Below are 25132 nucleotides of genomic sequence, written 5' to 3'. Positions count from 1 at the left end.
AGATTATGTGCGGCTGATAAAGATAAATCACGCTACGTTATAAACGTGCACCAGATTTGTTTAAGGAAGGCTAGTATAAGCAGATGCGTGTGGCGTACGTAAAGGGAATCCGAAATGAAAGAATCTGATGTTGAATTTTCCAGAACTGTGTTTGACTCAGTCATTGAGTATATAAACAAGAAAAGCCCCGGCAATATCGAAATGTCTGAACTTGAGGGGCATTCAGGTTACACAAGAAGGCACCTTGCAAGGCTGTTCTCCAGATTTATGGGGCTTAGTCCAACGGAATACATAAAAAAAATTCAGGTGTACCGTGTATATCTGGAACTAAAGTTCACTACCGCATCACTTGAGCAAATATGAAAAAAATATAACATCAGGGATTCCAGAAACCTTGAAATAAAACTGAAACGGATCGCAGGAACTGATATTGGATTGGTGAAAACAAAAGCAGAATTAAATTTCAGTGATTTTATAAAAACACATAAGGTCAAAACACCCAGAACCATTCTGTCCTGTTCGTTCATTAGCCTGTATGATTATGAGGTAAAGGCTAAAGGTATTATGCACAAGCTTATTCGTCCAATAAGTGACATACTGACAACAAATTATCCTTTCGTTGAAAGCGTTCTCGATGAATTTTGCAATACTTATAATCTCGAAAGAAATAATGTCTGGGCCTGTGCCCAATTCAGTGCTTATGATGATGTTAGCTATGAATTTGCATTAATGACCTGCGTGCTGTCAAAAGCTGCAGAATTTCCTGGCTGCGAGCCTGTTTCTTTGCAGGGGGATTATTTACGTTTTACCTGGGTAGGTGAACCGAAAGACACGTTCCCGGAAATAAAAAGTATCTATGATGCACTATTTTTAAGATATGGCATTATTCGCAGGAAAGGATTTGACATGTTGAGAAGAAAAAAATTGAAGGCGTAAGCAATTATTATGTTTACATATATCATATACCGGTCATCCTGAATGAATCAATTTCTTCTGTCGTGGAAAATTTCATTAGTACATAAAACAGTGATACTAACCGCCAGTAGATTCAGTATCCCAGCCTAAAAGGTGATGCGCCAATCAGTGACAACGCACTGACGTAGCGAAATGAATTTCTTTTGTTATACTGCATTACACTATTGATGTTAGGGAGAGAGCAGTGTGAAACTTAAAACTAATGTAATCCCCGTGACGTGTGCCTTAAGCTTTTCAATCCCTGCATTTACATCCGTTGCAAGTATCACAGGTGAGGGCGTATTTATTTATGATCATAATAATATCCGCATTGGTGATGGAAACTACGCATACCGTCTGAAATGGTGATAAGTTCATCAACTTCTTTTTTGACGCACTCAAGTACAGCCTGATGGTTACCGTCCGTAAAAGGGCGATAATACAGACAACCATAACAACAACACACTTCGCTGAACGGGCATTTACTACTGCTCCTGGAGCAGCCACCAATTTTGTCATGTAACTCGTCGCCAACCAGTCCTGCTAAAGGATGGCCTTTCGTTTTGCATACAGATCAGGCAGTTGACTAGTCGGGCTCCATCCTCCCATCAGCCGTAGCTCATCTTTTGCTTCTTCCATGACTCCTGTGAGGGAAGGGGCTCCAGCAACAAAGTGTGTCTTGTTTAGCTGATTTCTCAAATATTTTGAATGCCATATTCTTTGTATTGTCAAAAAGGCCCAAGTATGTCGGGTTGTATGTGGTGTCAATCGTTGCAACGAATCAGAGTACAAGGGCGATTTGTACTAGAATTCGTAAAAAAACTTCACAGACTGAAGTGAAGCTGACTGCGTGGACAATGAGCGGTAAGCCAAATGGTCAATGTGGTACCTGAGGGGATACAGCAGCGGCAGAGAGGTTTCCATGTCCATCAAGATCCATCGCCGTTTGCAGCCCTAGATAACCAACTGGTTTAGTGAATATTATCATTGTATTTCATTTAACATAATATACATTATGCGTACCTAGGTGGCGTTAGACAGAATCCGGCGTTTCGTGGGCACGTTGGGCCTGGTTGCGTATGGCCTTTGAAAGCGGCTCTTCAAACGCCGAAACCATCACGCTGGCCATTTTATAGGATGAGGAGTTTTATCTGACGCCGGAATGATTAATATCGCTATTAGACATTTTTAGCGAGCTCTGGCAAATCACACAATGCCTTTCCTTATTCCAGTAGTCATAAAATGGCATTGCGAAAATATTGTTAGTTTCTGGCACAACGCTGCCTGAAGATGCCGCTCGGTTTTGAAGCGACACGCGGCAATATCGTTAAATAGGGTAAATCCATAACCCTTAACAACGATAAAGCCAGCGTATTCAGATTCAATAATAAACACGTCACCACAGGTCCAGGTGAAACCTCATTACCCCTTAGCAGGACAGAGTTCAGGATCGAAAACGGTTTTCCAGTCGTGCTGCATATCCACCACAGTCCAGCCTTTCGCCCTCGCCTCTTTCAACCCCTCAATCAGTTTTCCACTGGCCGGAGGATGGCTGTCATAAGCGTATTCTCTCTTCGCATCGGTGTGATGGACAATCAGCCCAAATGTTTTATAGGCTTGATTGGCCGCGGTATATTGCAGCATCTGTAAGTCGCCATCGCTGTTGCCAAAGGCACCCACCGGGCGCTGTCCTATGAAGAGATGAATTGCCACAGGTTTGTTGGCGGCATCGTCTTTAAACGCCCCCTGCATGGTCTTGCGAATCTGGGTGCCATCATCGGTCAACTCAAATTCGTTCAGGGCGAATGAGCCGATCACCTGGTCCGGCGGAATGTCATACATCTTTTTCGACATCATGCGCATAAAATCGATACCGCCTCCCGACACAATCCAGGTTTTAAAACCATTCTCGCGCAGATAATCCAGTAGCTGGCGCATGGGTTGATAACCCATGCTATCGTAGCGGCAGCCAAAGCGTTTATCCTGATGGGTTTCCAGCCAGGTTGCGACACGCTGGTTAAAAGCCTCTGTCGTCATATCACTGTGCGTCAGGGTGAGCAGTTTTATGATCCCCTTCTCACCGCCCGCCGCCACGGTTTTCATGTCCTTATTGATGACGGCGTTGATCAGAGGATCCTGTTTCCATTCGGGGTGTTCCGGGGCTAATCGCGCGATTTCGTCTATTACAAACTGCAGCTGAAAAGTGAGCGGTGCTTCCGGCCACAGGGTACCGTCATTATCGAAAACCACATACCGCTGCTCGGGCGGTATCCAGGTGGGACTATTCGGTTTCACCGCATTTTGCACCCATGTCTCAATAGCCTGTCTGGCAGGCGTGTCGTTCCATGAAGACAAGGTCTCAGCATGCGCACTCCAGCTCAGTGCAAGTAAAAGGGCGAGGTTTAGCGTCGTTTTCTTCATCCTGTTTTCCTTTTTGAAGGAGCGAGACCGGGCAGCGCAACGGGAGCCCAGAAATGATGCCAGCGTTTATGGAGCCATTGCATACCACGACCAAGCGCGGCGCGGGTAAACCAGCACACCACCATGGTCAGGATAACGAACAAGATCAGCGCCACCGTCGGCCAAAGTTCGGTACTGGCTTTACCACGTAACTTTGATTCGTCACCAGCCTCCCGGGCGCTCGAGACTTTCACCGTTTTGCCCTCAAGCACTGCTACCTGCCAGCGTTGACTTTGGGTATCCCACCATCGGAGCTTCACCGGAGGAAGCGTCAGCGTGCCGGCTTTCACCGGCAGGTAACGAATCCGCTCTTCGCGTATGGCCCCAGAGATCTCGCCTCGCCCACTCCTGGCGAAGCGATTAACGGGGGCCAGCCGCTGGCTGCTCTCCCCTGGAATGGCATAGAGAATCTGCGGTATCTGCTCGGGTAGCACATTTTTGGCCTTAACCGTCACGCTGCGCTCAAGTGCGTCCCCTACTCGCAGTACCTCGTCCTGGCCGGCATAAAATTCCTGAATGTGCTGCTCAAGCGTAAGATCCTGGGCGGGTAAAAAGCGGTCAGGCTGATGGACATCCGGCGGCCACTGGATCGTCTGCATGAGCGCAGGAAGATGGACTGTCACCGGGGCTTGTCCCGATGAAGTCAGGGTGATATCCGTCGCCGGCAGGTTGAGCATCCCTTCCGTCCAGCCAATAATCTGTCGTTCGAGGCGCACCCCGCTCCAGCTCACCCCAGCTTTCTGTCGAGTCACCAGCTGATTGGGCAACGGCGTCGTCATCAGGGCACCGTTTTGCAGCGGAAATGCAGGCCATTGCGGCGGCGGGTTAAACCAGCTGTCGGTCCAGAACGTCACGGACACCGTAACGGGTTGGCCTGGCGCGACGATTTTCGGCGCTTCCAGCTCACGGGTAATATCCATAGCCGCCAGCACAGGCCATGAGGCGACAAACAGCAGCACGGCAGGCAGTTTCATGGTGTCTGCTCCTGTGGGTTCGCTGCAGTATTGCGGTATAAACTTTCGAGCAAACCGGCAGGCGAAACCTGCAAATTGTCATACCACTGGTTGAGCTGCGGGGTGCCGCCCGCCACCTCGCCAATATCCTTCTGCTTCACGCCCTGATCCTTTTGCAGATCGTTGACGACTTTGTCCGGACCGTCGTCCATGTCATCCCCCTGCTCTTGCTCACGTTCGCGCTCTTTTTGCCTGAGCTGCATGACGATACCGGCTATTTTTTCTCGGTTTTGCTGCGCCATTTTCCAGTCCGGGCGCAGACTTAGCGCCTGGTCATAACTCCCGAGCGCCTCCTGCCATTGCTTCTGTTGCGCAAGCGCGTTTCCGGTCCATAGCAGCGTTTCAGGGGTCTGGGGTGCGCGGCGAAATGCCCCGACGGCGGCGGTAAAATCCCCGGCCCGATACCAGGCAATACCCTGCCAGAGCGGATCGGTAAAATGTTCTGCCGCCTCGCGAAAGTGACCTGCCGCAAACGCCTGTTGCCCCTGGACATCCGGACGTATCCAGGCATCAAGCCATGCGGCTTCGCTGGAAGGAGACCAGCAGAGCACAGGGAGCACCAGGGTTACGCAAATAATCTGACGTCGCCAGAAAAAGAGCAGGAACAGCATGGGAATGACAAATAACCACCCGCTGTTTCGCCAGTGCAGATCCTCACGGGCATTGTTTTGCTGGGTAACAGATTGCTGTATGTGACTCTGGATAACAGCCAGGTCGCTGTTATCTCCTGCCGCCAGCGTCACAGGTCGTCCGGCGTCACGAATCTCGCTGAAGTTTTTGACATTCAAACGGGTATCAATGCCGCGATCGGCATAGTTTTCCGGCAACGAACCACCGCTCGCCGTGCCGGGTACCCAGAGTTGCATTGGGGCATCCACCTCCTTTAGGTATGCAACGTCTGCCTCCGTGAGGGTGTCCGCAACCAGAATCACGCTGCGTGGTGAGGACGGCAAATTTTGTAGCGCCAGTTCCACGGCGTGTTTTAATCCTGCCCCCTCGCCTTCAGGTAATAGCGCGGGGGTCTGCGCATGCAGAAATAACGAGAAAAATTGGGGGTCTTGTGTCAAGGGGGTGGTCAGGAATGCCTGGGCGTTATAGACCACCAGACCGTAGCGCGTCCCTGGGGTACTTTTCATTAATTCGCTCAGCTTACTCTGCATTCGCGCCTGGCGACTGGGTGCCATGTCCTGGGCGTACATCGCCAGATCCTGTTGCAGTATCACCATAACATTACTCTGTGGCGTAAGAGTGGCAGGGAGTTCACGTTGCCAACTGGGGCCAGCCAGAGCCACGACGCCAAGGGCAAAAAGCCAGGGCGCAACCCGAGTCAGGCGATGCGTTTTGCCAATGACAAGGGCCCGGGCGAAAGGTTTATCCATGATCTGTTGCCAGGCGCTGACGCTGGCAACCGGCACTGCCCATAGCGCCAGGCACAGAAGCAACCCGAGCAGCCGCCAGGGGTAAAGAAAGTGGAAATCACTCATGCAGTTTTCTCCCTGAAGGCGCGTACCAGGGCGAGGAGAAGGATTACCCCCATCGCAATCACCAGCGGCCAGGCAAATAAGGGAACATGCCAGGACCAGCCGATACTTTTAACCTGCACAGGGGTGATCGCATCTATCTCTTGCCAGACGCTATCCAGTGCGGCTCCTGAGTTGGCTGCCGTCCAGGATTTTCCATGGGTGGTCCGGGCAATCTCCTGTAAAAGAGGAAGATCCACCTTGTCGTCACCGCTGCTATCCGGATCGCCAAAGGCGATAGTATGGACGACTACCTGATGCGACGCCGCCAGTTTGGCCGCCAGCGCAGGAGAGAGTTGAGATGCGGTGTCGTTGCCATCCGTTAACAAGATCGCGAGCTTGCTGGCCGTCTCATCCGTCCCGGCTTCCAGCAGCTTTACCGCAACACCTACTCCATCACCGATGGCCGTTTGCTGACCGACCATACCTGGCGTGAGTTGATTAATGCGTATCTTCAGCGCTTGCTTGTCTTCGCTCACCGGCGCGAAAGGCCAGGCGCTGCTGGCAAAAATGACCATACCGATGCGATCGGATTTACGCGCGTCGACAAATTTCTGCACCGAATTTTGCACCGCTTTCAGGCGCGTTATCCCCCCTTCCACATCCGTTTTTGACATAGAACCGGACACATCCAGAATCAGGACCATATCGCGCATTGGCTTCTGGATAATCTGTGGAGGCGAAAGATATTCAGGCCTTGCCAGCGCGCAAACCAGCAAAAACCAGAGCAGCCAGAACAGGAGACGACGCAGGAGACTCTCATGTACAGGCTGAGCATCCAGGTTAACCTGCTCGATTAAAGCGGGTAAAAATGGTACGCGGACGCTCTCGTTTTGGCGATTTTCTTGCGGCATTAAAAACCGACTCAGCAGCGGTAGCAAAAGCAGTAGCCAGGCCCATGGCCAGGCAAAATCGAGGCGGGAAAGCAGTTCAGACATTGGGCAGTTCTCCCAGCCAACGGCTTAGCTGAAGGCGTAGCCGCTGCACATCGCGTGCTTCCAGTCGATTATCCGGCTGACAATACTTATCACAGAGCGCCTGACGCAGGTCCTCATCCAGTGGAACCGACTGCAACAACACCGAGGGCGACACCTGCGTACTGATCTGTTTTCGCGGCTGGTGAACCAGCCGTATTTGTTTGATCAGACCCAGTGCCCGATCGACGGTCTCGGTGGCGTCGATGGCCGACTGTGCCTGGCGACGCCATTGGTTTCGCCTCCAGCGAGCAACGCGAAACAGAACAACGATCAACAGTAACAAAACCAGAACCGCGCCGAGCACGCTCCACCCCACCGGCAGTGGAAACCAGGAGATGGCCTCCGGAAGTGGAGGCTGAAGAAGATCGGGAACGGTGAATCCTTTTTCGAGCATTCAGACACCTTTTTGCAACTGCTTGATGAGATCCTGCGAGACCACCAGATGATTCACCCGAATGCCGAGGCGAGTGAGACGATTTTGCTGAGCGGCCAGCCGCGCGGTAATGCTCTCTTCAATGGCCTCTTTTAACCGCGATGAAAGCGTGAATGCCGCCTCCTGTCCTTGATAGCGGGCTGCAAGCGTCCCGGACGAGGGCAGCCGTAAATGGAGATCGTCAAGGACAACAAAAGCGCTGACTTCGCAACGGCGGCGCAATCCGGCCAGTAAGGCATCACACTCGGTATTCAGATCGTGAAAATCGCTGAGTACTGCGACCCACGCCCCACTGGGAATGACCTGGCTGGCCCGTTCGAGCGCGCTGGCCAGCGTCACGGTTGCCAGCGTTTCCTGCGGGTAACGTTCAGGCAGGCGCTGGTTATAATCCAGCAGATCGTCAAGCAGCGGATTGAGGTTTAGCCGAGGGGGACGGCATTTGTGCAGGGATAGCGAGGCATCGTCAAAGATAACGCTACCCACTCGATCGCCATCGTGCCAGCTTCGCCAGGCCAGCAGCGCTGCGGTTTTAGCCGCCATGACTGACTTCATTTCTCCTCGGGTGGCAAAAAACATGTCCAGCCGCTGATCAACAATCAAAAAGACGGGGCGCTCGCGCTCTTCGTTGTACAGTCGAATCCAGGGCGTACGCAGACGGGCTGTTGCCTGCCAGTCGATCAGGCGAACGTCGTCTCCCGGCTGATAACGGCGCAGGCTGTCAAAGTTGAGTCCTCGCCCCTGCTGGCGCGACGTGCGTTCACCCGCCAGCGCCCCCGGTGGGATTTGCCCCGGCGGGTTATCGATGAGGCGGGCTTCGTTGCCCAGGGCTACCAGCGTGGCACGATCAAGAGTAAGCGGGTGTGCCATCATGCCACCACGGCATCCAGCAGCAGGGCCACAATGTCATCGGCGGTGCGGTTATCCGCACTGGCCTGATAGCTGAGCATCAGGCGATGACGAATCACAGCCGGAGCGATACGGCGCACGTCTTCAGGCAGCACCGCATCGCGACCTTCAAGCCAGGCCTGCGCGCGACCGCAGCGCTCCAGAGCCAGGGTGCCGCGCGGGCTGACGCCAATATTGATATAGCTGGCAAGCTGGTCACTCACGCTTTGCGGTTGCCGGGTCGCGGCAATCAGATTGACGATATATCGCTCAATGGTTTCTGCTACGTGAATTGATGCGATGGCTTGCCAGCTTTCGGCGATTTCGGTCTGCGAGAGCATCAAAGGCGCAGTGTCGGACTTTCGCTCATCATTGTTCATGATTTGATATTTTTTTAACTGCTCCTCTCTGACCAGACGCATGATCTGCTGCTCCTGATCGCCGGAAGGATAGCCCACCATTATCTTCATCAGAAAACGGTCAAGCTGGGCCTCAGGTAATGGCCAGGTCCCTTCCTGATCGACCGGGTTCTGAGTCGCCAGCACCATAAACACGCCCGGTAACGGCCAGGTTTTGCCCGCCACCGTGACGTGGCGCTCCTCCATCGCTTCCAGGAGAGCAGACTGTACCCGCGCCGACGCGCGGTTAATCTCATCGGCAAGAATGATGTTGCCAAAGACAGGGCCGGGACGAAAACGGAACTGGTCCTCCTCCCGGGTCGCATTTTGTTGGTAAATTTCGCTCCCCGTGATGTCCGAAGGCAGAAGATCTGGGGTGAACTGAATACGGCGAAATTCGCCTTCAACATGCGCGGCCAACTCCCGCACTGCACGCGTTTTGGCGAGTCCGGGTAAGCCTTCCAGCAGCACATGTCCATCGCACAGCAAAGCGATAATCAGCATACGCACCAGCTCTTCTTGTCCCAGAATCTGCGTATTCATTTTTTGCTCAAGCTCGAGCAGTTTTTCTCTGGTATTCATTTCGGTACCCCCGCAAAGTCACGCTTAAGCAAGGTGGCGATCCCGACCAGAATCGGTTCGGCATAGTTAAAGAACGCTTTGATGCCCGGGCAAAGATAGTTGAGACCCAGTTCCCCTTCAGGGGTCCGCACAATGCGATTTTTCGGGCACTCTCCCCAGCAGAGATTGAGATAAGGACAGGTTTTGCAATATTTGGGCAGTGTGTCGCGTTTACCCATACCAAACGCCTGTTGCCGTTCAGAAAAGGCGAGGTGCGCCAGTTTGGTGTTCTCAATATTGCCAATCTGGTACTCAGGATAGACATAGTGATCGCAGGAGTAGATATCGCCATTCTTTTCGATCGCCAATCCTTTTCCGCAAAATTCTGAGGCCGTGCAAATCTGCGCGGGCATGCCCATCGTCTGGGCAACGGCGGTCTCAAACAGGTTGACCTGCACCCGCCCCAAATCGTTATTTACCCACTCTTCAAACACTGCAATCAGGAACGATCCCCAGTCGTCGGGATCCACTGACCAGTCGGTAACAATGGAGTCCAGATCCCCCGGATGCGCACGACGTGTGCCGGTCACAGGAATGGTATTGTCTTGCCAGAACTGGGGGGCTGTCTTTTTAAAGTCGACCGGCTCCACGCAGGGATTGAACTGCACATAGGTGGCACCCAGTTCACGGGTAACGAAGCGGTAGACCTCAAGCGGGAAGCGGGCGTTGGTACGATTGACGGTGACCAGGGCATTAAAAGGTACGCCATGGCGTTTCAGCGCTTCCACGCCTTCCATGACTTTATCGAAAGTCGGTTTGCCGCTGCGGGTCACGCGGTAGCGGTCGTGCAGTTCGCGGGGACCATCGATAGACAACCCCACCAGGAAACGATGTTCTTTGAGAAACGCTGCCCATTTATCGTTGATTAATACGCCGTTAGTCTGCAGATCGTTCTCAATACGTTGATGTGGTTTTTTATAGTGTTTCTGGAATTTGACAACTTTATGGAAGAACTCAAGCCCCATCAACGTAGGCTCGCCCCCTTGCCATGAGAAGACCACCTGATCGCCATCCTGACCCTCAATATACTGTCGGATAAAATTCTCCAGTACCTCATCACTCATACCGGTATGACGATCCTGATGAAGCAGATCCTCTTTATGCAGATAAAAGCAGTACGAACAATCAAGATTACAGGTAGAGCCTGAGGGTTTAGCCATCACATGAAATCGACGCTTATATTCAGGACCTTTACCGTTGTATTTTTCAGCCGACGGCAACGCCTTTACTGGTAACGTAGTGCTGTACTTCATAGCAGACCCCTGTCACCCCGTCTGGGGAAGCGCACATTCATGATAATCCGGTGAATAAGCGGACTGCAGATGCAGCCCGCCTGTGGTTCGCACGTTTTTTGTTAAAGGATTACTTGTTGATACCCGATCCCTGCTCAAGCATGGCTGACGCATCAGAGATGGTGAACGAACCCGGTTTTTGACGCGGTGGGAAGTCCTTAAATGAGGCCAGCATTTCTTTCGCGTATTTCTGCGCGCCGCCCATCAGGAATAGACGATCGTAGAACCACGCGTTGTAACCCATGCCATCGCTGCCTTTTTCAAGCGGGTCGATCTCCAGATCGAAGATCAGCGGCGTACGCAGTTTTGTAAATGGATACTTCCAGAGATCCAGACCGGTGTGCTCCTGAATCATAAAGTGCACTTTCCAGCGACCGTAGCGCATGGCCAGCAGATCGCCGTCGTCGCTCCAGTAGAAGAACTCTTGACGCTGGTTTTCACCATTGCCTTTCAGGAAGTCGAGCTGGTTATACCCATCAAGATGCACTTTGTAAGTCATTGAAGAGGTTTTATAACCTTTCAACAGTTCATCTTTGATATTCGGATCGCCCGCTGCGGCTACCAGCGTCGGGAACCAGTCGTTACTGCCGAAGATACTGTCAATAATGGTGCCTGGCTGAATATGACCCGGCCAACGGATCATTGCTGGGACGCGGAATCCCCCTTCCCAACCGGTGTTCTTCTCACCGCGGAAAGGTGTTTCGCCCGCATCTGGCCATGTAGCCGTCATTGGCCCGTTATCCGTGGTGTAAACAACAATGGTGTTGTCTTCGATGCCGAGATCTTTAATTTTCTTCAGCACGTCACCAATCATTTTATCGTGTTCAACCATGCCGTCGGCATAGGTCCCCAGACCCGTTGCACCAATACTGCCGTCTTTCAGGTGGGTCTTGTTATGCATACGGGTGGTGTTAAACCAGGTAAAGAACGGTTTATTTGCTTTCACCTGCCGTTCCATAAAGTCATTGTTAGCAGCAAGCGTCTCTTCATCTACCGTACCCATACGCTTAACCGTAAGAGGTCCGGTATCTTCAATCTTGCCGTCAGCCGTACTTTTAATAACACCACGCGGACCGAACTCTTTGCGGAAGGCAGGATCTTTCGGATAATCCGGGTTCTCAGGCTCTTCCTCCGCATTCAGGTGGTAGAGGTTACCCATAAACTCGTCAAAACCGTGCGCGGTTGGCAGGAATTCATCCCTGTCTCCCAGGTGGTTTTTACCAAACTGCCCCGTCGCATACCCGAGCTGTTTAAGAATACTGGCGATGGTCGGGTCTTCTTTCTGCAAACCCTGAGGAGCACCAGGCATCCCTACCTTACTCATCCCTGTACGGAATGGCATCTGGCCGGTAATGAAGGACGAGCGCCCTGCGGTAGAGCTCTGCTCTGCATAATAGGAAGTAAATTTCGCGCCCTGCGCCGCAATACTGTCGATATTAGGCGTTTTGTAACCCATGGTTCCCTGGTTATAAGTACTTAAATTCCAGTAACCTATATCATCACCAAAAATGACCACGATATTGGGCTTTGATTTATCTTGTTCTGGAGCAGTAGCTGGGGGAGACGTTGCGGGGGCTGCGTATGCAGCACTGATGGCACCTGATGCAAGAGTAAGCATACTGGCCAACAACGTCCGCTTGAACGGGACAGTTTTGAGCATGGTGAAACTCCTTTTGTAGTAGGCAAAAGAAGTATAGGTAATGATTTGAAATACAGTTAAATTGCTTCCCGAAAATCGTCCCCCTGAATATCAAAAAACGTGCCCTCACGCACCGCAATACAGTAGTTCCCGATAAATTCCCACAGGCCAATAAATATTAAAATAAGTTTTAAAATCAGCAGGATAAACATATTCATACTAATAAATCCCCTTGGAGGTGAACGTCATCCTTGTTGCTCTATCCGTAGGGCATTTTCATTACATTTCTCAATAGTGACTTCGTAGGAATGTGGTATTCCTAAATAATAATCACTGTGTTTTCATCGGTCTAATTCAGAGTCGAATCACACGCTGGATTATTTTCTCAATATGACGCATTGAAAATTCGAGTTGGCTAAAAACAAATATGAAAATATATTATTGCTAATGCATTGCTATTGAAAAGTATAAACTGCGTAAGCAGCCCATTAATTTCATTAAGAAAAACGTTCGAATATATTATATTATTTCGCAGGTTATCAGGCCGCGCTTCCCACGGAAAGAAACGACCTGTCTCCTCAGAACTGGTAGCTGTAGTTCAGGCTTGCAAACCAAAGATAAGGATCGTCATAACGGCCTGAGAGTTGCTGCGGCGACTGCACCCGGGAAGACTGCATATGCAAATAAGAGACGGCGAAGCCAATATTGCTTTGGGGCGTTACCTGATATTGCGCCCCTGTGGCGAAACGCCACTCATCCCCGGTCGGCAATGAGAGAGAAACATCATCCTGCGACTTATAAATTGAGCTGTCGTAGGCCACACCCGCATTCAGACGCCACTGCTCTGTGGGACGATACTGCACACCCAGTGCTGTATGCCAGGTATCCTGCAGGCGGTTATCCTTGTTCACCTCCCGACCGGCGATTTGAATTTGCGGGCTGCCAAACTGGCTCCAGTCTTGCCAGCCGAGATCTCCCATTAGCGACCACTCTTTGTTCAGATCGTGCACCAGGCTTAACATAATCTGCTGGGGGGCGCGAACCTGCGCCGATACCGGAAGGTCATACTCCACGTTAGGGAGGTTCGGGAAGCGCGCCTTCGCGTCAATATTAAAATCGTAATCCGTTTTACTGGTCCAGGTGATACCCGCCCGGGTCTGGTCGGTCAACGCCATTAGCATGCCCAGACGATAGCTGACAACCCAGTCATGATCTTTCTCTTTAACGTCATTATCATCCACGTTACGGGTGATGGAGAGCAGTCCATAGTTCACGTTGACCGAGGCCCCCAGGGACAGCCTCTCGCTGAGCTTATAGGCCATCGACGGACTGAGCGTCATCGCCACCATGGTACTTTTTTTAATCAGCCGATCCCCTGCCCAGTCACCAAAATCGATGCCCAGGCCATAGTTCCCGTATAACCCGATACCGGCGTAGAGTTGGTCATTCATTTTTTGTGAATAGAACCCGCTGGCGTTTGGAAAGATGCTCATCACATTGCCCGGGCTGCCGCCCCTCGATTCGTCATCCAGTTGGAAGGAGATATCGCCATCCATGACCTGGAACCCGCCGGTGAACATGGCATCCGGCAGACGGGTCATTCCCGCCGGATTTGTCATGATGGTAGAGGCGTCCTGCGCCCTCGCCGCTTGTCCCGCTCCGGCCAGCGCGGTGTCTTCTGTACCAATTTCGTAAAAATAGAGGCCACTGGCCCAGGTCGAGGGGGTGAGAAATATGCCGAGAGATATGAGTGTGATCTTATTCATTTGCCACCTGCATTTTATTAAAATATAGAAAATTTGATGCAATTCTGCGTATCGCCGCCGAAGGGATAAACAGCATTAATTATCTCTGTCAGGCGGGGTTACCGGGGCCGGATACCAGTTTTCAGGGGGAACCATGACTGCACCTTTGGGTTGCATCACAAAGTTTGGCGACATGATCTGAACGTTGAACTCATTAAAGACATCCTGGATATTGGCGTGCAGTTCGTTGCGGGCGGCAGCCAGTGACTGACCCACATGCAGGCGAACCTGCAGCTCATAGGCGATATACCAATCCATCAGGCTTAACTGACGCACCAGCGGGGCGTGGTGCTGGTCGACGCAGGTGGATCGTTTCGCCGCCAGCTCGAGCATAGCGTGGACCTGCCGCCAGGGGGTGTCATAGCCGATGGTAACGCTGACCGTAAGGTTGAGCCCACCGTCTTGCGCTTGCGCACTGAGGTTAGTAATTTTTCCGCTTACCACCACCGCATTGGGCACTGTGACGACGTAATTCTCCCGCGTGATAATCTTGGTCGCCAGCATGCCGATTTCGCTTACCAGCCCTTCATTATCCGCCACGCGGATGACGTCCCCTTTGCGTAGCGCGCGGGAGTAAATCAGCACCAGTCCGCTCATGGCATGGTTCATCACCCCCGCAGAGCCCAGCGTAAGCATTAACCCGAAGAAGACGCTAATGCCTTTGAAAGCCAGCGAGTTTGCCCCAGGCAAAAACGGATAGGCCGCCGAAAGCGCAAATAGCCAGATGCCCACCGAGATGAGCTTGCGGGTGGCGCCCACCGTCTCAGGATGGATACCGGGCAACTGCAGGCGACCGGCTTCGACCTGGTTCAGCACCACCTTCAGCAGCTTGAGAATGAAGGCGGTGATCAGAAAGATGATCAGCACTATCAGCAACCCCGGCAATGCGGAGATAATCGCGAGGGCGATCTCGCGAATCACACGCACGGCCCAGTCTCCCAGCGACGTCCCCCAGACTCGCGTCCAGGGAAAGAGGCTGAATACCCAGCTCAACCACAGGTAAAGGGCGACAATGCTGAGTACCAGCATCAGTAGCGCGTAGAGTCGTGTTTCGATAGCGCCGATAAATCGCCGCCAGCGGTGGGGGATCCAACTGCGGTTTTCCAGTATGCGCTGGTGGTAGAACCGTCTTACTGAACGCCATGAGCGATAAACGAGATACCAGAACAGGATCAGCACCGCCAGCGACGCAGCGGTTTTCACTGCCGATAAGGCCAGCCAGCCTCTGTCATACTGGTCCCGCAGGGCGGTGCGCTGCGTCTCCATGCGCGCCAGCACACGCTGCGCCGCCTGATCCAGCGTGAGATCGTCTCCTTCATCCAGGTCGCCGGCAGTCAGGAGCATCACCGGTTTTCCATTCATCACAATCAGTCTGCCCTGCTGGTTATAACGGTTGACCGGCACGATTTTTAAAGGTGCGTTAACATCTTCCTGAGTGAAGTTGCGTAACGTATTGCGAATGCGCAGTACCCGCTCTTCAGGCGTGGTGAGGCCGAATTTGGCCTGCAGCATGACGATAGGCTGATGGAAGATATAAACGGTGCGGGCGCGTTCCTGATTGGTCGGTGCCTGCCGGGGTTCTGCCGCATGGGAGGTTAAAGCCAGAGCTAAGAGAAAACAGGTTAAAACAGCGAGCCGTATCCTTTTCATTTCCGCCACCCGAAACACCGTAATTATCGTTGTTTTTAATGAACCCAAAGCAAAGGCCGGACTTTACATTTTCAGCATAGTCCAGCCTTTAACTAACGCAACGTGACTCAGAAACGAATCTTTATTCACTGCGACGCCAAAATATCGGCATTGAGACGGGTTACATAGGGGGGCAGCTTCAACTGCGCAGGTGAGGAGCGACTTGGTACCGGTTTGTCCTGTGATTGATGGCCTTTGAAAGCGCGTTTTCCAGCGTTGATCTCATCAGGTTGGCCATATCATTGATGAACGCAGCCAGAGAATGTCAAAACGCGCCATTATTGAATGACGGTTTCAGGGCTCCAGTGCCGAATATGACATCACCACTATAAATACTTTTGAGAAGAAAACAGCAGGATCACCCTGCCGTTTTATACCGCCGCTGGAGCGTTGCATTGAGCTTGCGTTGTAGCGGATCCGGCGTTTCCCCTTCAATCAACTTGCCTATTAAATCAAAGCAATGCCACGCCAGTTGGCGATTATCCTGACGTATTGTGTCAATCGAGATGGCCAGAGAATCGTAAAGATAGTGATCGTCAAAACTTGCCAGTCGCATATCGCTTTGCAACAGATTGTGCTGGCCCATATAGCGCAACACCCCTTCAAGTAATCCACAGGCGGCTGTGAAAACAGCCTTCGGTGGACGACCCAACTGTGCGCACAGCGCGGCAAACATCTCATAGCCGGAACTTGGATGATAGTTTCCGTGAATGATCCATTCCGGGCGCAATGTGACACCAGCCTGAGCTAAGCCCTGTTTAAATCCTTCTAAACGATCTCGGGTGGGCGAAAGCCGCGGCTGCCCACCGAGAAAATAGATTTCATCGGGATGCTGCCGGGCGATGTCGGCGACGAGTTCACGGGTCGGAGTGATGGAGTCGGTAATCACCTGCGGTAATGAGCTGTCATTCATATGCCGGTCAAACAGCACGATTGGCAGCTGTTCACTGAGCTTTTGGTAGTCGGTATCATTCAACATGCTCGAGGCCACAATCAGGCCATCGACCTGGCGGGAAACCATATTGTTGACCACCACGGTTTCTTGCCCCGGGTTTTCATCCGAACAGGAGATAAGCAACTGGACACCGGCTTCGCGGCACAGCGTCTCCAGCTCATGAGAAAAATCAGCAAAGCCGTAGTTGGTGATTTCTGGCACCACCAGTCCAATGGTATGGCTACGATTATCCCGCAGCGATCGCGCATGAATACTGGGCTGATAGTGATGCTGCTTTGCAATGGCTAGCACGCGATCGCGGGTTTCTTCCGCGACACGTAATTCTTTGCTGCGACCATTCAAAACCAGACTGGCGGTCGCTTTCGATACGCCCGCCAGTTCCGCTACGTCTTTGATGGTGATGCGTTTTGTTTTTCTCACAACGACTTAGACCCGGCTGCCAAAACCCTTATTCTATCATGCTAGCGCGAAGCGACCAGTAGCGTAATGTGATGGCAGACGCACCTTCGAAGCGTACTTGCGCCGGATTTCCCGGGAAATAGCGGCTGCTCATGACGCCCTCGCCTTCGTTAATGAAAATTTCGACGCTGGAGCTGTCGCATAAAACGCGCAGAGAGGTGACCTTTCCATCCCAGTAACGTGTCAATATTTCATCATGTTGAAGGCTTTTTCGTTCCAGCCTAATCCCCTTTTCGTCCAGGGTGAGCCACAGCGTGTTGGCGAAATTCACTTTTACCGGTGCGTCCGTTTTAAGCTCGAACTCAAGACGTCCGGCGTCCAGCGCGGGTGCTGCGTCTGCGCTTCCCTGCCAGTTTTGTTCTTCCTCGCGCAGCTGTTGCAGTTCCCGAATCGGTGTTTGCCACAGCTTCCCATCGCGGAAATGCAGCTCGCGCGGACACGTCATCTGATGGACCCAGCCGTGTTCGAGGGTTGGCTGTAGCATCTCTTCACCATCCGGGACGCCCATCCAGCCAATCAGGATCCGACGGCCATCTGCCGCTAATGTCGTTTGCGGTGCATAAAATTCAAACCCGGCATCCAGTTCGTGCAGCGCGCCATGGCCAAACTTTGCATCGTCATAGTGAAAATCACCGCTCATCCAGGTGGAGGGATAGGTATTGCGATAGCGATGCGGCTCGCGCGCCAGTCCCTGCGGGCAGCAGATCAATACGTGGGTACCGTCCAACTCGAATAAGTCCGGGCACTCCCACATATAACCGGCATCAGCCAGGCCGTTCACCCCGTGGCCTGCGATTTCGCCGCAGGGCTGCCAGCTGTGCAAATCAGCAGACTGATACAGCAGAACTTTGCCGCGCTTTTGTACATCCTGCGCGCCCAGCACCATGTACCATTTGCCCTCGTGCTGCCATACTTTTGGGTCGCGCACATGGCCGGTATAGCCTTCCGGCAGCGGCAAAACTGGACCCAGTTTATCGAAACTACCGGCTTCATTTTGCACTGCCAGGCATTGCCATGCGGTACGACTGCCGTCATCAAATTTGACGTTGCCGGTGTAGCACAACGTCAAAACGCCCTGATTATCCACGGCGCTACCGGAGTAGCAGCCGTTACGGTCGTATTCTTCATCCGGCATCAGCGCCATCGGTTCATGCTGCCATTGCACTAAATCAGCAGAACTCCAGTGACCCCAGCATTTATAACGATGATCGCAGCCCAGCGGGTTCCACTGATAGAACAGATGGTAACGTCCGGCAAACCAGATAAAACCGTTGGGGTCGTTCATCAATCCCGTTACCGGCGCGAGATGCCAGTGAGGATAATGATCGTCAGTTAACGCCTGCGGTTGGCCTTTCATGACGGCCTGCAGTACCGCAGGCCAGCGAGAAGGAGTCGTCATTATTCAGAGTCCGTTTTGTATTTCAGCAGTAAAGACAGCGCAAAGGCGACGCCAAAGGCAATGACCATACCGATGATATAGTTCAGCAGCGAGTTCGCCTGCACAATCGCCATGCCTGGAATAGCCGTCAGGCCTACGGCCGTCATATAAACATGTACCGAAACCACCCACGCACCGCCCGCTGCACCACCAATTAATGCTGCAATAAACGGCTTCACAAAGCGAAGGTTAATCCCGAAGATAGCTGCCTCGGTGATCCCCAGCATGGCGGAAAATGCGGACGGTAAGGTAATCGCTTTGATCTTCGCGTCCTTGGTTTTAAACCACACCGCCAGACACGCCCCGCCTTGCGCCACGTTCGCCATCGCCCAAATTGGCAGCAGGAAATTAACGCCAATCGACGGATTGCCAAGCAATCCCGCTTCGATAGCGTGGAAACTGTGGTGGATGCCGGTGATGACAATCACCGAGTACAGACCACCAAATAACAGCCCTGCCAGCCAACCGGCATGTTCAATCAGCGTGCTCAGTACGAACGAGATACCGTCACCCAGTGCGCGCCCCGCCGGACCAATAATCAGCAATGCAATAAAGCCGGAAATAATGACGGTGAAAAATGGCGTGAGGATTAAATCCAGTGCGTCCGGGATCACGCGGCGCAGCTGTTTTTCGACATGGCTCATAAACCACACGGCTAACAGCACCGGGAATACCGTGCCCTGATAACCGATCATGGCAATCTCGAGGCCAAAAAAGTCCATGGTATGGAAACCCGACGCCACACCCCAGGCGTTGGTCAACGCCGGATGCGTCAGAATACCGCCGAGGGTCGCGCCCAAATACGGGTTACCGCCAAATTCACGGGCGGCGGTAAAACCAATCAGGATCGGTAAAATGATAAACGCCGCCGAACTGCACATGTCCAGCATGATGTAGATCGCGTTATCGGCATTCACCCAACCGTAGGTTTTTACCATCCCCAGCAAGCCCATCAACAGACCCGATGCGACGATAGCAGGAATGATCGGCACGAAAATATTCGACAGCAGACGTGCGATACGCTGGAACGGATTCAGCTTACGCGCCGCGATATCGGCGGCTTCAGACTTTGTGGATTCGCCTATGCCCGCGGCCTGAATGAAAGCCGCGTAGACTTTATTGACCACGCCGGTGCCGAAAATAATCTGCATTTGCCCCGCGTTGCGAAAACACCCTTTGACCCCTTCAACTTTGCCGATCGCCTGCTGGTCGGCCAGCGCATCATCAACCAGTACCAGCCGTAAACGCGTGGCACAGTGCGCCGCGCTGGCAATGTTCTCTTTTCCGCCGAGCAGCGGAATCAGCGCGCGGGCAATATTATCGAAATCCATAGACACCTCTAACTGAACGTATTTTTATGATGTAAGTGACGCCCCCGCCAGGCGGGAGCGTGAAGGGTTAAAACCAGGTTTCCATCTGTACCCCAAAGTTCCATTCCCCACCTGCGTTGAAACCGCTGCTGCCAAAGGCGTCATCGCTGGCGTAGTTATCCAGTTTGCTGCTCCAGTCCATCCAGGTTGCGTACAACCGTAATTCAGGACGGCTGAAGAAATCGCCGATCTTGCCCGCTTTTAACGTCGGCGCGAAGGTCAGTTTGTAGAAGCTCCCGTTCACCGCATTGCGGTCCTTGTAGCCTTCCGGATTCAAATCCATGTATTGATAGCTGCCCTCAAAGGCGAGTGCGAAGTTCTGCGTCACTTCCTTGATAAGCCGCGTGTTGAGCGTGACCCATTCGTAACTGTCGCCTTTGACGTAACGATCTTTACTGCTCTGCGCAAGCAGCGCTGGCGCGATATGCCAACCGCCGCCGAGAGGCGTGACACCGTAACTTGCAAAGCGCCAGGTATCCGCTTCAGACAGCAAAGCCCCGTCCGAACCGATACTTTTCACTTCGGCGCCCAGGCCGTGACCGTACAGCACTGCCGTTTTGGCAGACCCTTCACGCAGGCCGTAGAAGCTGTCGTTATGCAACCCGACCAACGCATGAACCCCTTTATTCGCGGCATCGGTTTTGATCGGGTCGCCGTTGGCATCCTGACGGTCGTCGTTGTCCTTGGCGCGCATCCCGCTCACCATCACCTGCAGCGGACCCACAAAGTGATTCATGCTCAGAATGTAGTTTTGAACGTTGTTGTCGATCTCTTCTTCGCTGCCAAAGTTACGCCCGTAAATGGCGAAATTGCTGCGGAAATTGTCATCCCATTTGACGTCATAGACCCCGCCGCCGGTCCCGGCGAGGAACACCACGTCGGAATCGAGCCAGTGGATATCAAAGTTATCGCGGTCAAAACGCTTACCAGCCCAGAAGGTACTGCTCTTCAGCGGCCCGCTGAAATCCGGCAAGCTGCCCAGCTCAGCAAACGCCTGACGAATATTCAAATCGCTGGAGTCGGCTGACCAGTCGTTATAAGTTTTTTGACCATCCGCGAGCATCGCCTTAAAGCGCGTTGTCGCCCCGCTTTCTAGCGTCTGCTTGTGTTCGACATTCAGCTCGACGTAGGTGTCCGCCTCGTTACCCAGACGTCCTACTGCTCCGCCCGTTTCACCGGCGGGAGTCAGATATGGACCGCTTTTACTGCTGGATGCCGCGTCGTTCATCAGCAAGCCTGAGCGAGCGTAACCGTGAAATTCAAATCCACTGGTTAGGTCTGATTTTTTCTCTAACGCAGCGGTGCGCTGCGCAACATCCTGAGTGCTGGTTTGCGTTTGCTGTTGAACAGCCACGAGTTGTTGCGTTTTTTGTTCTGCAACGGCAGCGCGTTTTTCCGCCGCCGTTGCGCGTCCTTCGGCCTCCTGAAGCCGTTGTTCAAGCGCGGCAAGACGCTGTTCAATACTGTTCATGTCCGTCTGAGCATAGACAGAGGCGCTTCCGGCCAGCATGCCAATCATCACGGCAAGTCTGCGTTTTTTATACATTTTGTCGCATCCCTAAAAGAGGTTATTAAAAGTTGCTAAATTGCTAAACCGGTTTAGTCTGGAGATACTAAACCGCTCAATTTTGCTTCGGCAACTTTTTTTGCTAAACCGTTTTAGTAAATGTGACCAGGGCGACAATTCAGTGCGAGAGGCAGAGGCGGAATACGCTTTTAATCCAGATCGCGTCGGTACGGTAACGCGGTCATCGCGCCTTTGGCCGTCGTGGCAAGCGCACCGCAGCGCTGTGCCAGCGCAATGATGGTCGGGAAATCGGATATTCCGCTCGCCAGGCCATACAGCATCCCGGCGACAAAGGCATCGCCCGCACCGGTGGTATCCACGCTGTTGACCACTGGCGCGTTGTAAGTCGTGAGGTGGCCGTTGTGCCAGGCGACAACGCCCTCTTTACCCAAGGTGACCAGTACCATTGGCACCGCATAGTGATCCACTAATAACCTCAGGCCCTCATCGACCGCGAGCTGCCCGGTGAGAAACGTTAACTCTTCTCGCGACAGCTTAACCATGTCAGCTTTGCGTAACGCCTGATCAAGGCACTCTCGTAAAACGTGGGCGTCCTGCCAGAGATCGGCTCGGATATTGGGATCGAAACTGACGAGTCCTCCCGCCTCCTTAACGGCATCCATCGCCTGAAAAGTGGTGGTGCGACTGGGTTCGGCGCTGAGTGCAATGGAACAGGCGTGCAGCCACTCCCCCTGATGGAAAGCAGGTAAATCCTGGGGTGACAAAAACAGGTCGGCACTCGGGCGAACCATAAAGGTGAACGAGCGCTCGCCGTCGGGTTGCAATTCAACCACGACTGTTGAAGTACGGTGCTGCGCATCCAAAGACAGAGAATCCACGTTCACGTTTTCGGCGATCAGCGTTTGTCGCATAAAGCGCCCAAACGGGTCGTCGCCCACTCGGCCAATAAAGCCGCTCTCTCCACCTAAACGCGCAACGCCAACCGCCACGTTGGCGGGCGCTCCGCCTGGACATTGCAGCAATCGTCCTTCGCCAGCGGGCAACAAATCGACAACCGCATCGCCCAGGACCCATATTTTCTTCATAATGCTCACCTTTAGCTAAATTTGTTAAACCGGTTTAGCTATTTAAGCACAACATCTGAAAACGGGAAATAGTGGTGAGAAAATGATGAGAATCAGAAAAGCATTTGCTGCCACAATCATAAGAAGAATTGTTGCGCCGATGATAGGGTTGAGTTGAGCGTCGAAACAGACCAAAAATAGCGGATCATCTACACTTTTTGTACACGCAACCAGGAGATGTGCGCATGGCTGACTGGAATCCCTCTTTATATCTGCAATATGGCGCGGAACGAACGCGTCCGGCTGCGGAATTACTCGCACGCATTGCGCTAGACGATGTGTCAGATGTGCTCGACTTAGGCTGCGGCCCCGGCAACAGCACCGCCCTTTTACATCAACGCTGGCCGTTGGCCCGGATTATGGGTGTCGATAATTCGCCTGCGATGCTGGAACAGGCGCGCGTTGCGGTGCCTGAATGTCGCTTCATTGAGGCTGACGTCCGGCAGTTTAAGCCAGAACACGCTGTCGACCTTATTTACGCTAACGCTTCCCTGCAGTGGATTCCGGATCATTACGTGTTGCTCCCGCACCTCATTTCCCTGCTCAAACTCAATGGCGTTCTGGCGGTGCAAATGCCCGATAACACCGACGAACCGAGCCATGTTCTGATGCGAGAAGTCGCTTACGAACAGGGCTATCCAAATCGTGCCCGCGAGCCGCTGCCGGGTATTCATGCTTATTATGATATTTTGACGGAAGCCGGTTGCGATGTGGACATCTGGCGAACCACGTACTACCACAAAATGAGCTCCCACCAGGCCATTATTGACTGGGTCAGTGCGACGGGTTTACGTCCGTGGATGCAGGAGTTAAGCGAAAATGAACAGCTGAAGTTTCTGGAGCGGTATCATGAACTGCTGGTTCAGCAGTATCCAATTCAGGAAAATGGACAGATATTACTGGCCTTTCCGCGACTGTTTTTCGTTGCCAGACGAGAGCCTTAGACAAAAAACTTTTCATCACACTGTCGGCAATATGGCAGTCAGTGTGACGTTAATGCTCAAAGCGGCACACGGTAACGTACAAAATCATCCACCCCGGCATAACGGTCATAGAGCCGCCGCGCGGGGTTTTCCTGCCGCGTCATCCAGTAAAGCATCGACCATCCCTCTCGTTTTCCTTCGGACTGGAGCGCATCAAGCAGGGCTTTACCCGCGCCCATGCCTCTGGCGTCGGCATCGACATACAGATCCTCCAGATAGCAAATGGGTGCCGTGGTCCATGTCCCTTCATGCAGCACGCAGAGGGCAAAACCGATCGCTTTCCCCTCTGTTTCGGCTACCCGGCATAAAAGAGCTGAATCAGGGTTAAGCGCCCTTTCCCAGGTGAATTTCGTGACCGATTCATCCAGGTGATGATTATAGAAACTGACATATCCATCCCAGAGCAATCGCCATTGCGCATAATCTTCCGGACGTAACTCTCTCACCTTTATGGTCATTGATAACCTCTTTTCAGACGTCGATTGCCATATCGACACAGCGTAGTTCGGCTCCTGCAAGTTTTGAAACATACAGGTTCTCGCCGAGCGTGCTAAACCCTTGCTTCAGATAAAATGCGTGCGCATTGGGCGTGGATGAGAGCGTGATCCGCGTTATTCCCCGTTGGCGCGCCTCCGCTTTTATGGCCGCGATAATCGCCCCGGCCAGTCCTTTACCCGTCGCGTTCGGCGCAGTAAACACGGCCTCCACGCTGTTCATCGCCAGATCGAGATAGCCTGTGGCGATCGGTTCGCCGTTTTCATCAACGGCGACGAAAAAGGGATTGTCGATAACGACCTGACGATAGCTCTCCGGCATGAGATCGGGCGTCCAGCGATCGATAACCTCGGCGTCATAACTGCTCTGGCAGCCTGCGCGAATCGCCAGATTGCGAATTTGCCAGAGTTTTTCTGCTTCCTCAGGTACTGCACGTCTTAAGGTCATTTATTCCTCTGCTGTTCAGGCTTTTTAGAATGTGATACTCATGAAAATAGCAGAAGGCAAACAAAAACATAACGACTAAAACGGGAGATCCTGACATGGCCACGCCAACGCTCACCACGGAACGTCTGTTACTGAAGCCGTTAGAAAAAACGGATGCGGAGCAAATTCAGAAGCGTTATCCGCGCTGGGAGATTGTTCGTTATATGGTCGCCAGCGTGCCCTGGCCCTACCCGGAAAATGGGGCAGAATATTACGTCAATAACGTTGCGCTGCCGGATATCGAAAAAGGTATCGCCTGGTTTTGGACGATTCGCCGGCATGACGATCCCGACCAATTGATAGGACTAATCTGCCTGTACGACGAGGAAGATAACAATCGTGGATTCTGGCTTGCGCCGGAATGGCAGGGTCAGGGATTGATGCGAGAAGCCAGCATTGCCGCCACAGATTATTGGTTTAACACGCTAAACAGACCTCTTCTTCGCGCGCCGAAAGCCGCTATCAACGACCGTTCACAGCGGATTTCCGTCAGCAGCGGCATGCGTCTGGTGAAAACCGAAAAGAAAGCCTACGTCTGCGGCGAACTGGATTCCGAGCTTTGGGAAATTTCACGCGAAGAGTGGAACGCCCTGAAGCGTTCCTGAGGG

At 52.7% G+C, this 25132-nt stretch carries 23 protein-coding genes and 1 pseudogene; 4 read left to right on the top strand and 20 right to left on the bottom strand.

Annotation, left to right across the window (positions count from 1 at the left end):
• Positions 1-114: 114 nt before the first annotated feature.
• Together I6L74_RS18710 and I6L74_RS18705 are read left to right on the top strand one after the other, a co-directional pair.
• Positions 115-363: a helix-turn-helix transcriptional regulator gene (locus I6L74_RS18710; protein WP_059178907.1), complete on the top strand. Its 249-nt coding sequence runs from the start codon at positions 115-117 to the stop codon at positions 361-363.
• A gap of 75 nt (positions 364-438) precedes the next feature.
• A complete protein-coding gene (locus tag I6L74_RS18705) occupies positions 439-936 on the top strand; it encodes a hypothetical protein (protein WP_128131041.1) in 498 nt (165 codons plus the stop codon).
• Between the two features lie 367 nt (positions 937-1303).
• Here the strand turns inward: I6L74_RS18705 and I6L74_RS21650 are convergent.
• From I6L74_RS21650 to cscK, 18 genes and pseudogenes are all read right to left on the bottom strand, one after another.
• A pseudogene (locus tag I6L74_RS21650) lies at positions 1304-1495 on the bottom strand (site-specific integrase); the annotation flags it as partial.
• Positions 1496-2376: 881 nt separating this feature from the next.
• Positions 2377-3375: an HAD family hydrolase gene (locus tag I6L74_RS18700; protein WP_059178905.1), complete on the bottom strand. Its 999-nt coding sequence runs from the start codon at positions 3373-3375 to the stop codon at positions 2377-2379.
• Entirely contained in the window at positions 3372-4388 is a 1017-nt protein-coding gene (locus I6L74_RS18695; RefSeq protein WP_059178904.1) for a BatD family protein, read from the bottom strand. Before I6L74_RS18695 ends, I6L74_RS18700 begins: the two co-directional genes overlap by 4 nt.
• The gene (locus I6L74_RS18690; RefSeq protein WP_059178903.1) at positions 4385-5911 is read right to left on the bottom strand and encodes a vWA domain-containing protein; all 1527 of its coding nucleotides are present in this window, start codon (positions 5909-5911) and stop codon (positions 4385-4387) included. The genes I6L74_RS18695 and I6L74_RS18690 overlap by 4 nt, the downstream gene beginning before the upstream one ends.
• Positions 5908-6885, bottom strand: coding sequence for a VWA domain-containing protein (locus I6L74_RS18685; protein WP_059178902.1), 978 nt, complete (start codon positions 6883-6885; stop codon positions 5908-5910). The genes I6L74_RS18690 and I6L74_RS18685 overlap by 4 nt, the downstream gene beginning before the upstream one ends.
• Positions 6878-7318: a DUF4381 family protein gene (locus tag I6L74_RS18680; protein ID WP_059178901.1), complete on the bottom strand. Its 441-nt coding sequence runs from the start codon at positions 7316-7318 to the stop codon at positions 6878-6880. Before I6L74_RS18680 ends, I6L74_RS18685 begins: the two co-directional genes overlap by 8 nt.
• Positions 7319-8224, bottom strand: coding sequence for a DUF58 domain-containing protein (locus I6L74_RS18675; protein WP_059179134.1), 906 nt, complete (start codon positions 8222-8224; stop codon positions 7319-7321). It abuts the gene before it with no gap.
• Entirely contained in the window at positions 8224-9222 is a 999-nt protein-coding gene (locus tag I6L74_RS18670; RefSeq protein ID WP_059178900.1) for an AAA family ATPase, read from the bottom strand. The genes I6L74_RS18675 and I6L74_RS18670 overlap by 1 nt, the downstream gene beginning before the upstream one ends.
• A complete protein-coding gene (locus I6L74_RS18665) occupies positions 9219-10514 on the bottom strand; it encodes an anaerobic sulfatase maturase (RefSeq protein WP_059178899.1) in 1296 nt (431 codons plus the stop codon). Before I6L74_RS18665 ends, I6L74_RS18670 begins: the two co-directional genes overlap by 4 nt.
• Positions 10515-10623: 109 nt before the next feature.
• Entirely contained in the window at positions 10624-12213 is a 1590-nt protein-coding gene (locus I6L74_RS18660) for an arylsulfatase (protein ID WP_059178898.1), read from the bottom strand.
• Between the two features lie 56 nt (positions 12214-12269).
• The gene (locus I6L74_RS18655) at positions 12270-12410 is read right to left on the bottom strand and encodes a hypothetical protein (protein ID WP_156421716.1); all 141 of its coding nucleotides are present in this window, start codon (positions 12408-12410) and stop codon (positions 12270-12272) included.
• A 360-nt stretch (positions 12411-12770) separates the two neighbouring features.
• Positions 12771-13958: an OmpP1/FadL family transporter gene (locus I6L74_RS18650; protein ID WP_059178897.1), complete on the bottom strand. Its 1188-nt coding sequence runs from the start codon at positions 13956-13958 to the stop codon at positions 12771-12773.
• Positions 13959-14033: 75 nt separating this feature from the next.
• Positions 14034-15647 (bottom strand): mechanosensitive ion channel family protein, encoded by a 1614-nt coding sequence (locus I6L74_RS18645; protein ID WP_059179133.1) that lies wholly within the window; start codon positions 15645-15647, stop codon positions 14034-14036.
• A gap of 397 nt (positions 15648-16044) precedes the next feature.
• Positions 16045-17061 carry a LacI family DNA-binding transcriptional regulator gene (locus I6L74_RS18640; protein ID WP_059178896.1) on the bottom strand — a complete coding sequence of 339 codons (1017 nt, stop codon included), beginning with the start codon at positions 17059-17061 and terminating at the stop codon, positions 16045-16047.
• Positions 17062-17089: 28 nt separating this feature from the next.
• On the bottom strand, positions 17090-18499 hold the full coding sequence (locus I6L74_RS18635; protein WP_059178895.1) for a sucrose-6-phosphate hydrolase: 1410 nt from the start codon (positions 18497-18499) through the stop codon (positions 17090-17092).
• Positions 18499-19869, bottom strand: coding sequence for a sucrose-specific PTS transporter subunit IIBC (locus I6L74_RS18630; RefSeq protein WP_059178894.1), 1371 nt, complete (start codon positions 19867-19869; stop codon positions 18499-18501). The genes I6L74_RS18635 and I6L74_RS18630 overlap by 1 nt, the downstream gene beginning before the upstream one ends.
• A gap of 67 nt (positions 19870-19936) precedes the next feature.
• A complete protein-coding gene (locus tag I6L74_RS18625; RefSeq protein WP_059178893.1) occupies positions 19937-21454 on the bottom strand; it encodes a carbohydrate porin in 1518 nt (505 codons plus the stop codon).
• A 170-nt stretch (positions 21455-21624) separates the two neighbouring features.
• A complete protein-coding gene (gene cscK / locus I6L74_RS18620; protein WP_059178892.1) occupies positions 21625-22521 on the bottom strand; it encodes a fructokinase in 897 nt (298 codons plus the stop codon).
• 224 nt (positions 22522-22745) lie between these two features.
• Between cscK and tam the strand changes: the two genes are divergently transcribed.
• A complete protein-coding gene (tam, locus tag I6L74_RS18615) occupies positions 22746-23504 on the top strand; it encodes a trans-aconitate 2-methyltransferase (protein WP_059178891.1) in 759 nt (252 codons plus the stop codon).
• A 56-nt stretch (positions 23505-23560) separates the two neighbouring features.
• Here tam and I6L74_RS18610 read toward each other — a convergent pair whose 3' ends face one another.
• Positions 23561-24001 carry a GNAT family N-acetyltransferase gene (locus I6L74_RS18610; RefSeq protein WP_059178890.1) on the bottom strand — a complete coding sequence of 147 codons (441 nt, stop codon included), beginning with the start codon at positions 23999-24001 and terminating at the stop codon, positions 23561-23563.
• Positions 24002-24014: 13 nt separating this feature from the next.
• The gene (locus I6L74_RS18605; protein ID WP_059178889.1) at positions 24015-24485 is read right to left on the bottom strand and encodes a GNAT family N-acetyltransferase; all 471 of its coding nucleotides are present in this window, start codon (positions 24483-24485) and stop codon (positions 24015-24017) included.
• Between the two features lie 95 nt (positions 24486-24580).
• Between I6L74_RS18605 and I6L74_RS18600 the strand changes: the two genes are divergently transcribed.
• Positions 24581-25129, top strand: coding sequence for a GNAT family N-acetyltransferase (locus I6L74_RS18600; protein WP_059178888.1), 549 nt, complete (start codon positions 24581-24583; stop codon positions 25127-25129).
• The last annotated feature ends 3 nt before the right edge of the window (positions 25130-25132 follow it).

Origin of the sequence: Lelliottia amnigena (assembly GCF_019047465.1) — a bacterium.
In the GTDB taxonomy this organism is placed as follows: domain Bacteria; phylum Pseudomonadota; class Gammaproteobacteria; order Enterobacterales; family Enterobacteriaceae; genus Enterobacter; species Enterobacter amnigenus.
This window is presented reverse-complemented; position numbering and strand designations above follow the sequence as displayed.

Bases quoted from the DNA above. Each gene is read 5' to 3' on its own strand.
- cscK (WP_059178892.1), bottom strand. From the start codon at position 22,521: ATGAAGAAAATATGGGTCCTGGGCGATGCGGTTGTCGATTTGTTGCCC.
- I6L74_RS18625 (WP_059178893.1), bottom strand. From the start codon at position 21,454: ATGTATAAAAAACGCAGACTTGCCGTGATGATTGGCATGCTGGCCGGA.
- I6L74_RS18650 (WP_059178897.1), bottom strand. From the start codon at position 13,958: ATGAATAAGATCACACTCATATCTCTCGGCATATTTCTCACCCCCTCG.
- I6L74_RS18635 (WP_059178895.1), bottom strand. From the start codon at position 18,499: ATGACGACTCCTTCTCGCTGGCCTGCGGTACTGCAGGCCGTCATGAAA.
- I6L74_RS18675 (WP_059179134.1), bottom strand. From the start codon at position 8,224: ATGGCACACCCGCTTACTCTTGATCGTGCCACGCTGGTAGCCCTGGGC.
- I6L74_RS18655 (WP_156421716.1), bottom strand. From the start codon at position 12,410: ATGAATATGTTTATCCTGCTGATTTTAAAACTTATTTTAATATTTATT.
- I6L74_RS18605 (WP_059178889.1), bottom strand. From the start codon at position 24,485: ATGACCTTAAGACGTGCAGTACCTGAGGAAGCAGAAAAACTCTGGCAA.
- I6L74_RS18665 (WP_059178899.1), bottom strand. From the start codon at position 10,514: ATGAAGTACAGCACTACGTTACCAGTAAAGGCGTTGCCGTCGGCTGAA.
- I6L74_RS18700 (WP_059178905.1), bottom strand. From the start codon at position 3,375: ATGAAGAAAACGACGCTAAACCTCGCCCTTTTACTTGCACTGAGCTGG.
- I6L74_RS18690 (WP_059178903.1), bottom strand. From the start codon at position 5,911: ATGAGTGATTTCCACTTTCTTTACCCCTGGCGGCTGCTCGGGTTGCTT.
- I6L74_RS18695 (WP_059178904.1), bottom strand. From the start codon at position 4,388: ATGAAACTGCCTGCCGTGCTGCTGTTTGTCGCCTCATGGCCTGTGCTG.
- I6L74_RS18610 (WP_059178890.1), bottom strand. From the start codon at position 24,001: ATGACCATAAAGGTGAGAGAGTTACGTCCGGAAGATTATGCGCAATGG.
- I6L74_RS18680 (WP_059178901.1), bottom strand. From the start codon at position 7,318: ATGCTCGAAAAAGGATTCACCGTTCCCGATCTTCTTCAGCCTCCACTT.
- I6L74_RS18645 (WP_059179133.1), bottom strand. From the start codon at position 15,647: ATGAAAAGGATACGGCTCGCTGTTTTAACCTGTTTTCTCTTAGCTCTG.
- I6L74_RS18685 (WP_059178902.1), bottom strand. From the start codon at position 6,885: ATGTCTGAACTGCTTTCCCGCCTCGATTTTGCCTGGCCATGGGCCTGG.
- I6L74_RS18710 (WP_059178907.1), top strand. From the start codon at position 115: ATGAAAGAATCTGATGTTGAATTTTCCAGAACTGTGTTTGACTCAGTC.
- I6L74_RS18670 (WP_059178900.1), bottom strand. From the start codon at position 9,222: ATGAATACCAGAGAAAAACTGCTCGAGCTTGAGCAAAAAATGAATACG.
- tam (WP_059178891.1), top strand. From the start codon at position 22,746: ATGGCTGACTGGAATCCCTCTTTATATCTGCAATATGGCGCGGAACGA.
- I6L74_RS18600 (WP_059178888.1), top strand. From the start codon at position 24,581: ATGGCCACGCCAACGCTCACCACGGAACGTCTGTTACTGAAGCCGTTA.
- I6L74_RS18660 (WP_059178898.1), bottom strand. From the start codon at position 12,213: ATGCTCAAAACTGTCCCGTTCAAGCGGACGTTGTTGGCCAGTATGCTT.
- I6L74_RS18630 (WP_059178894.1), bottom strand. From the start codon at position 19,869: ATGGATTTCGATAATATTGCCCGCGCGCTGATTCCGCTGCTCGGCGGA.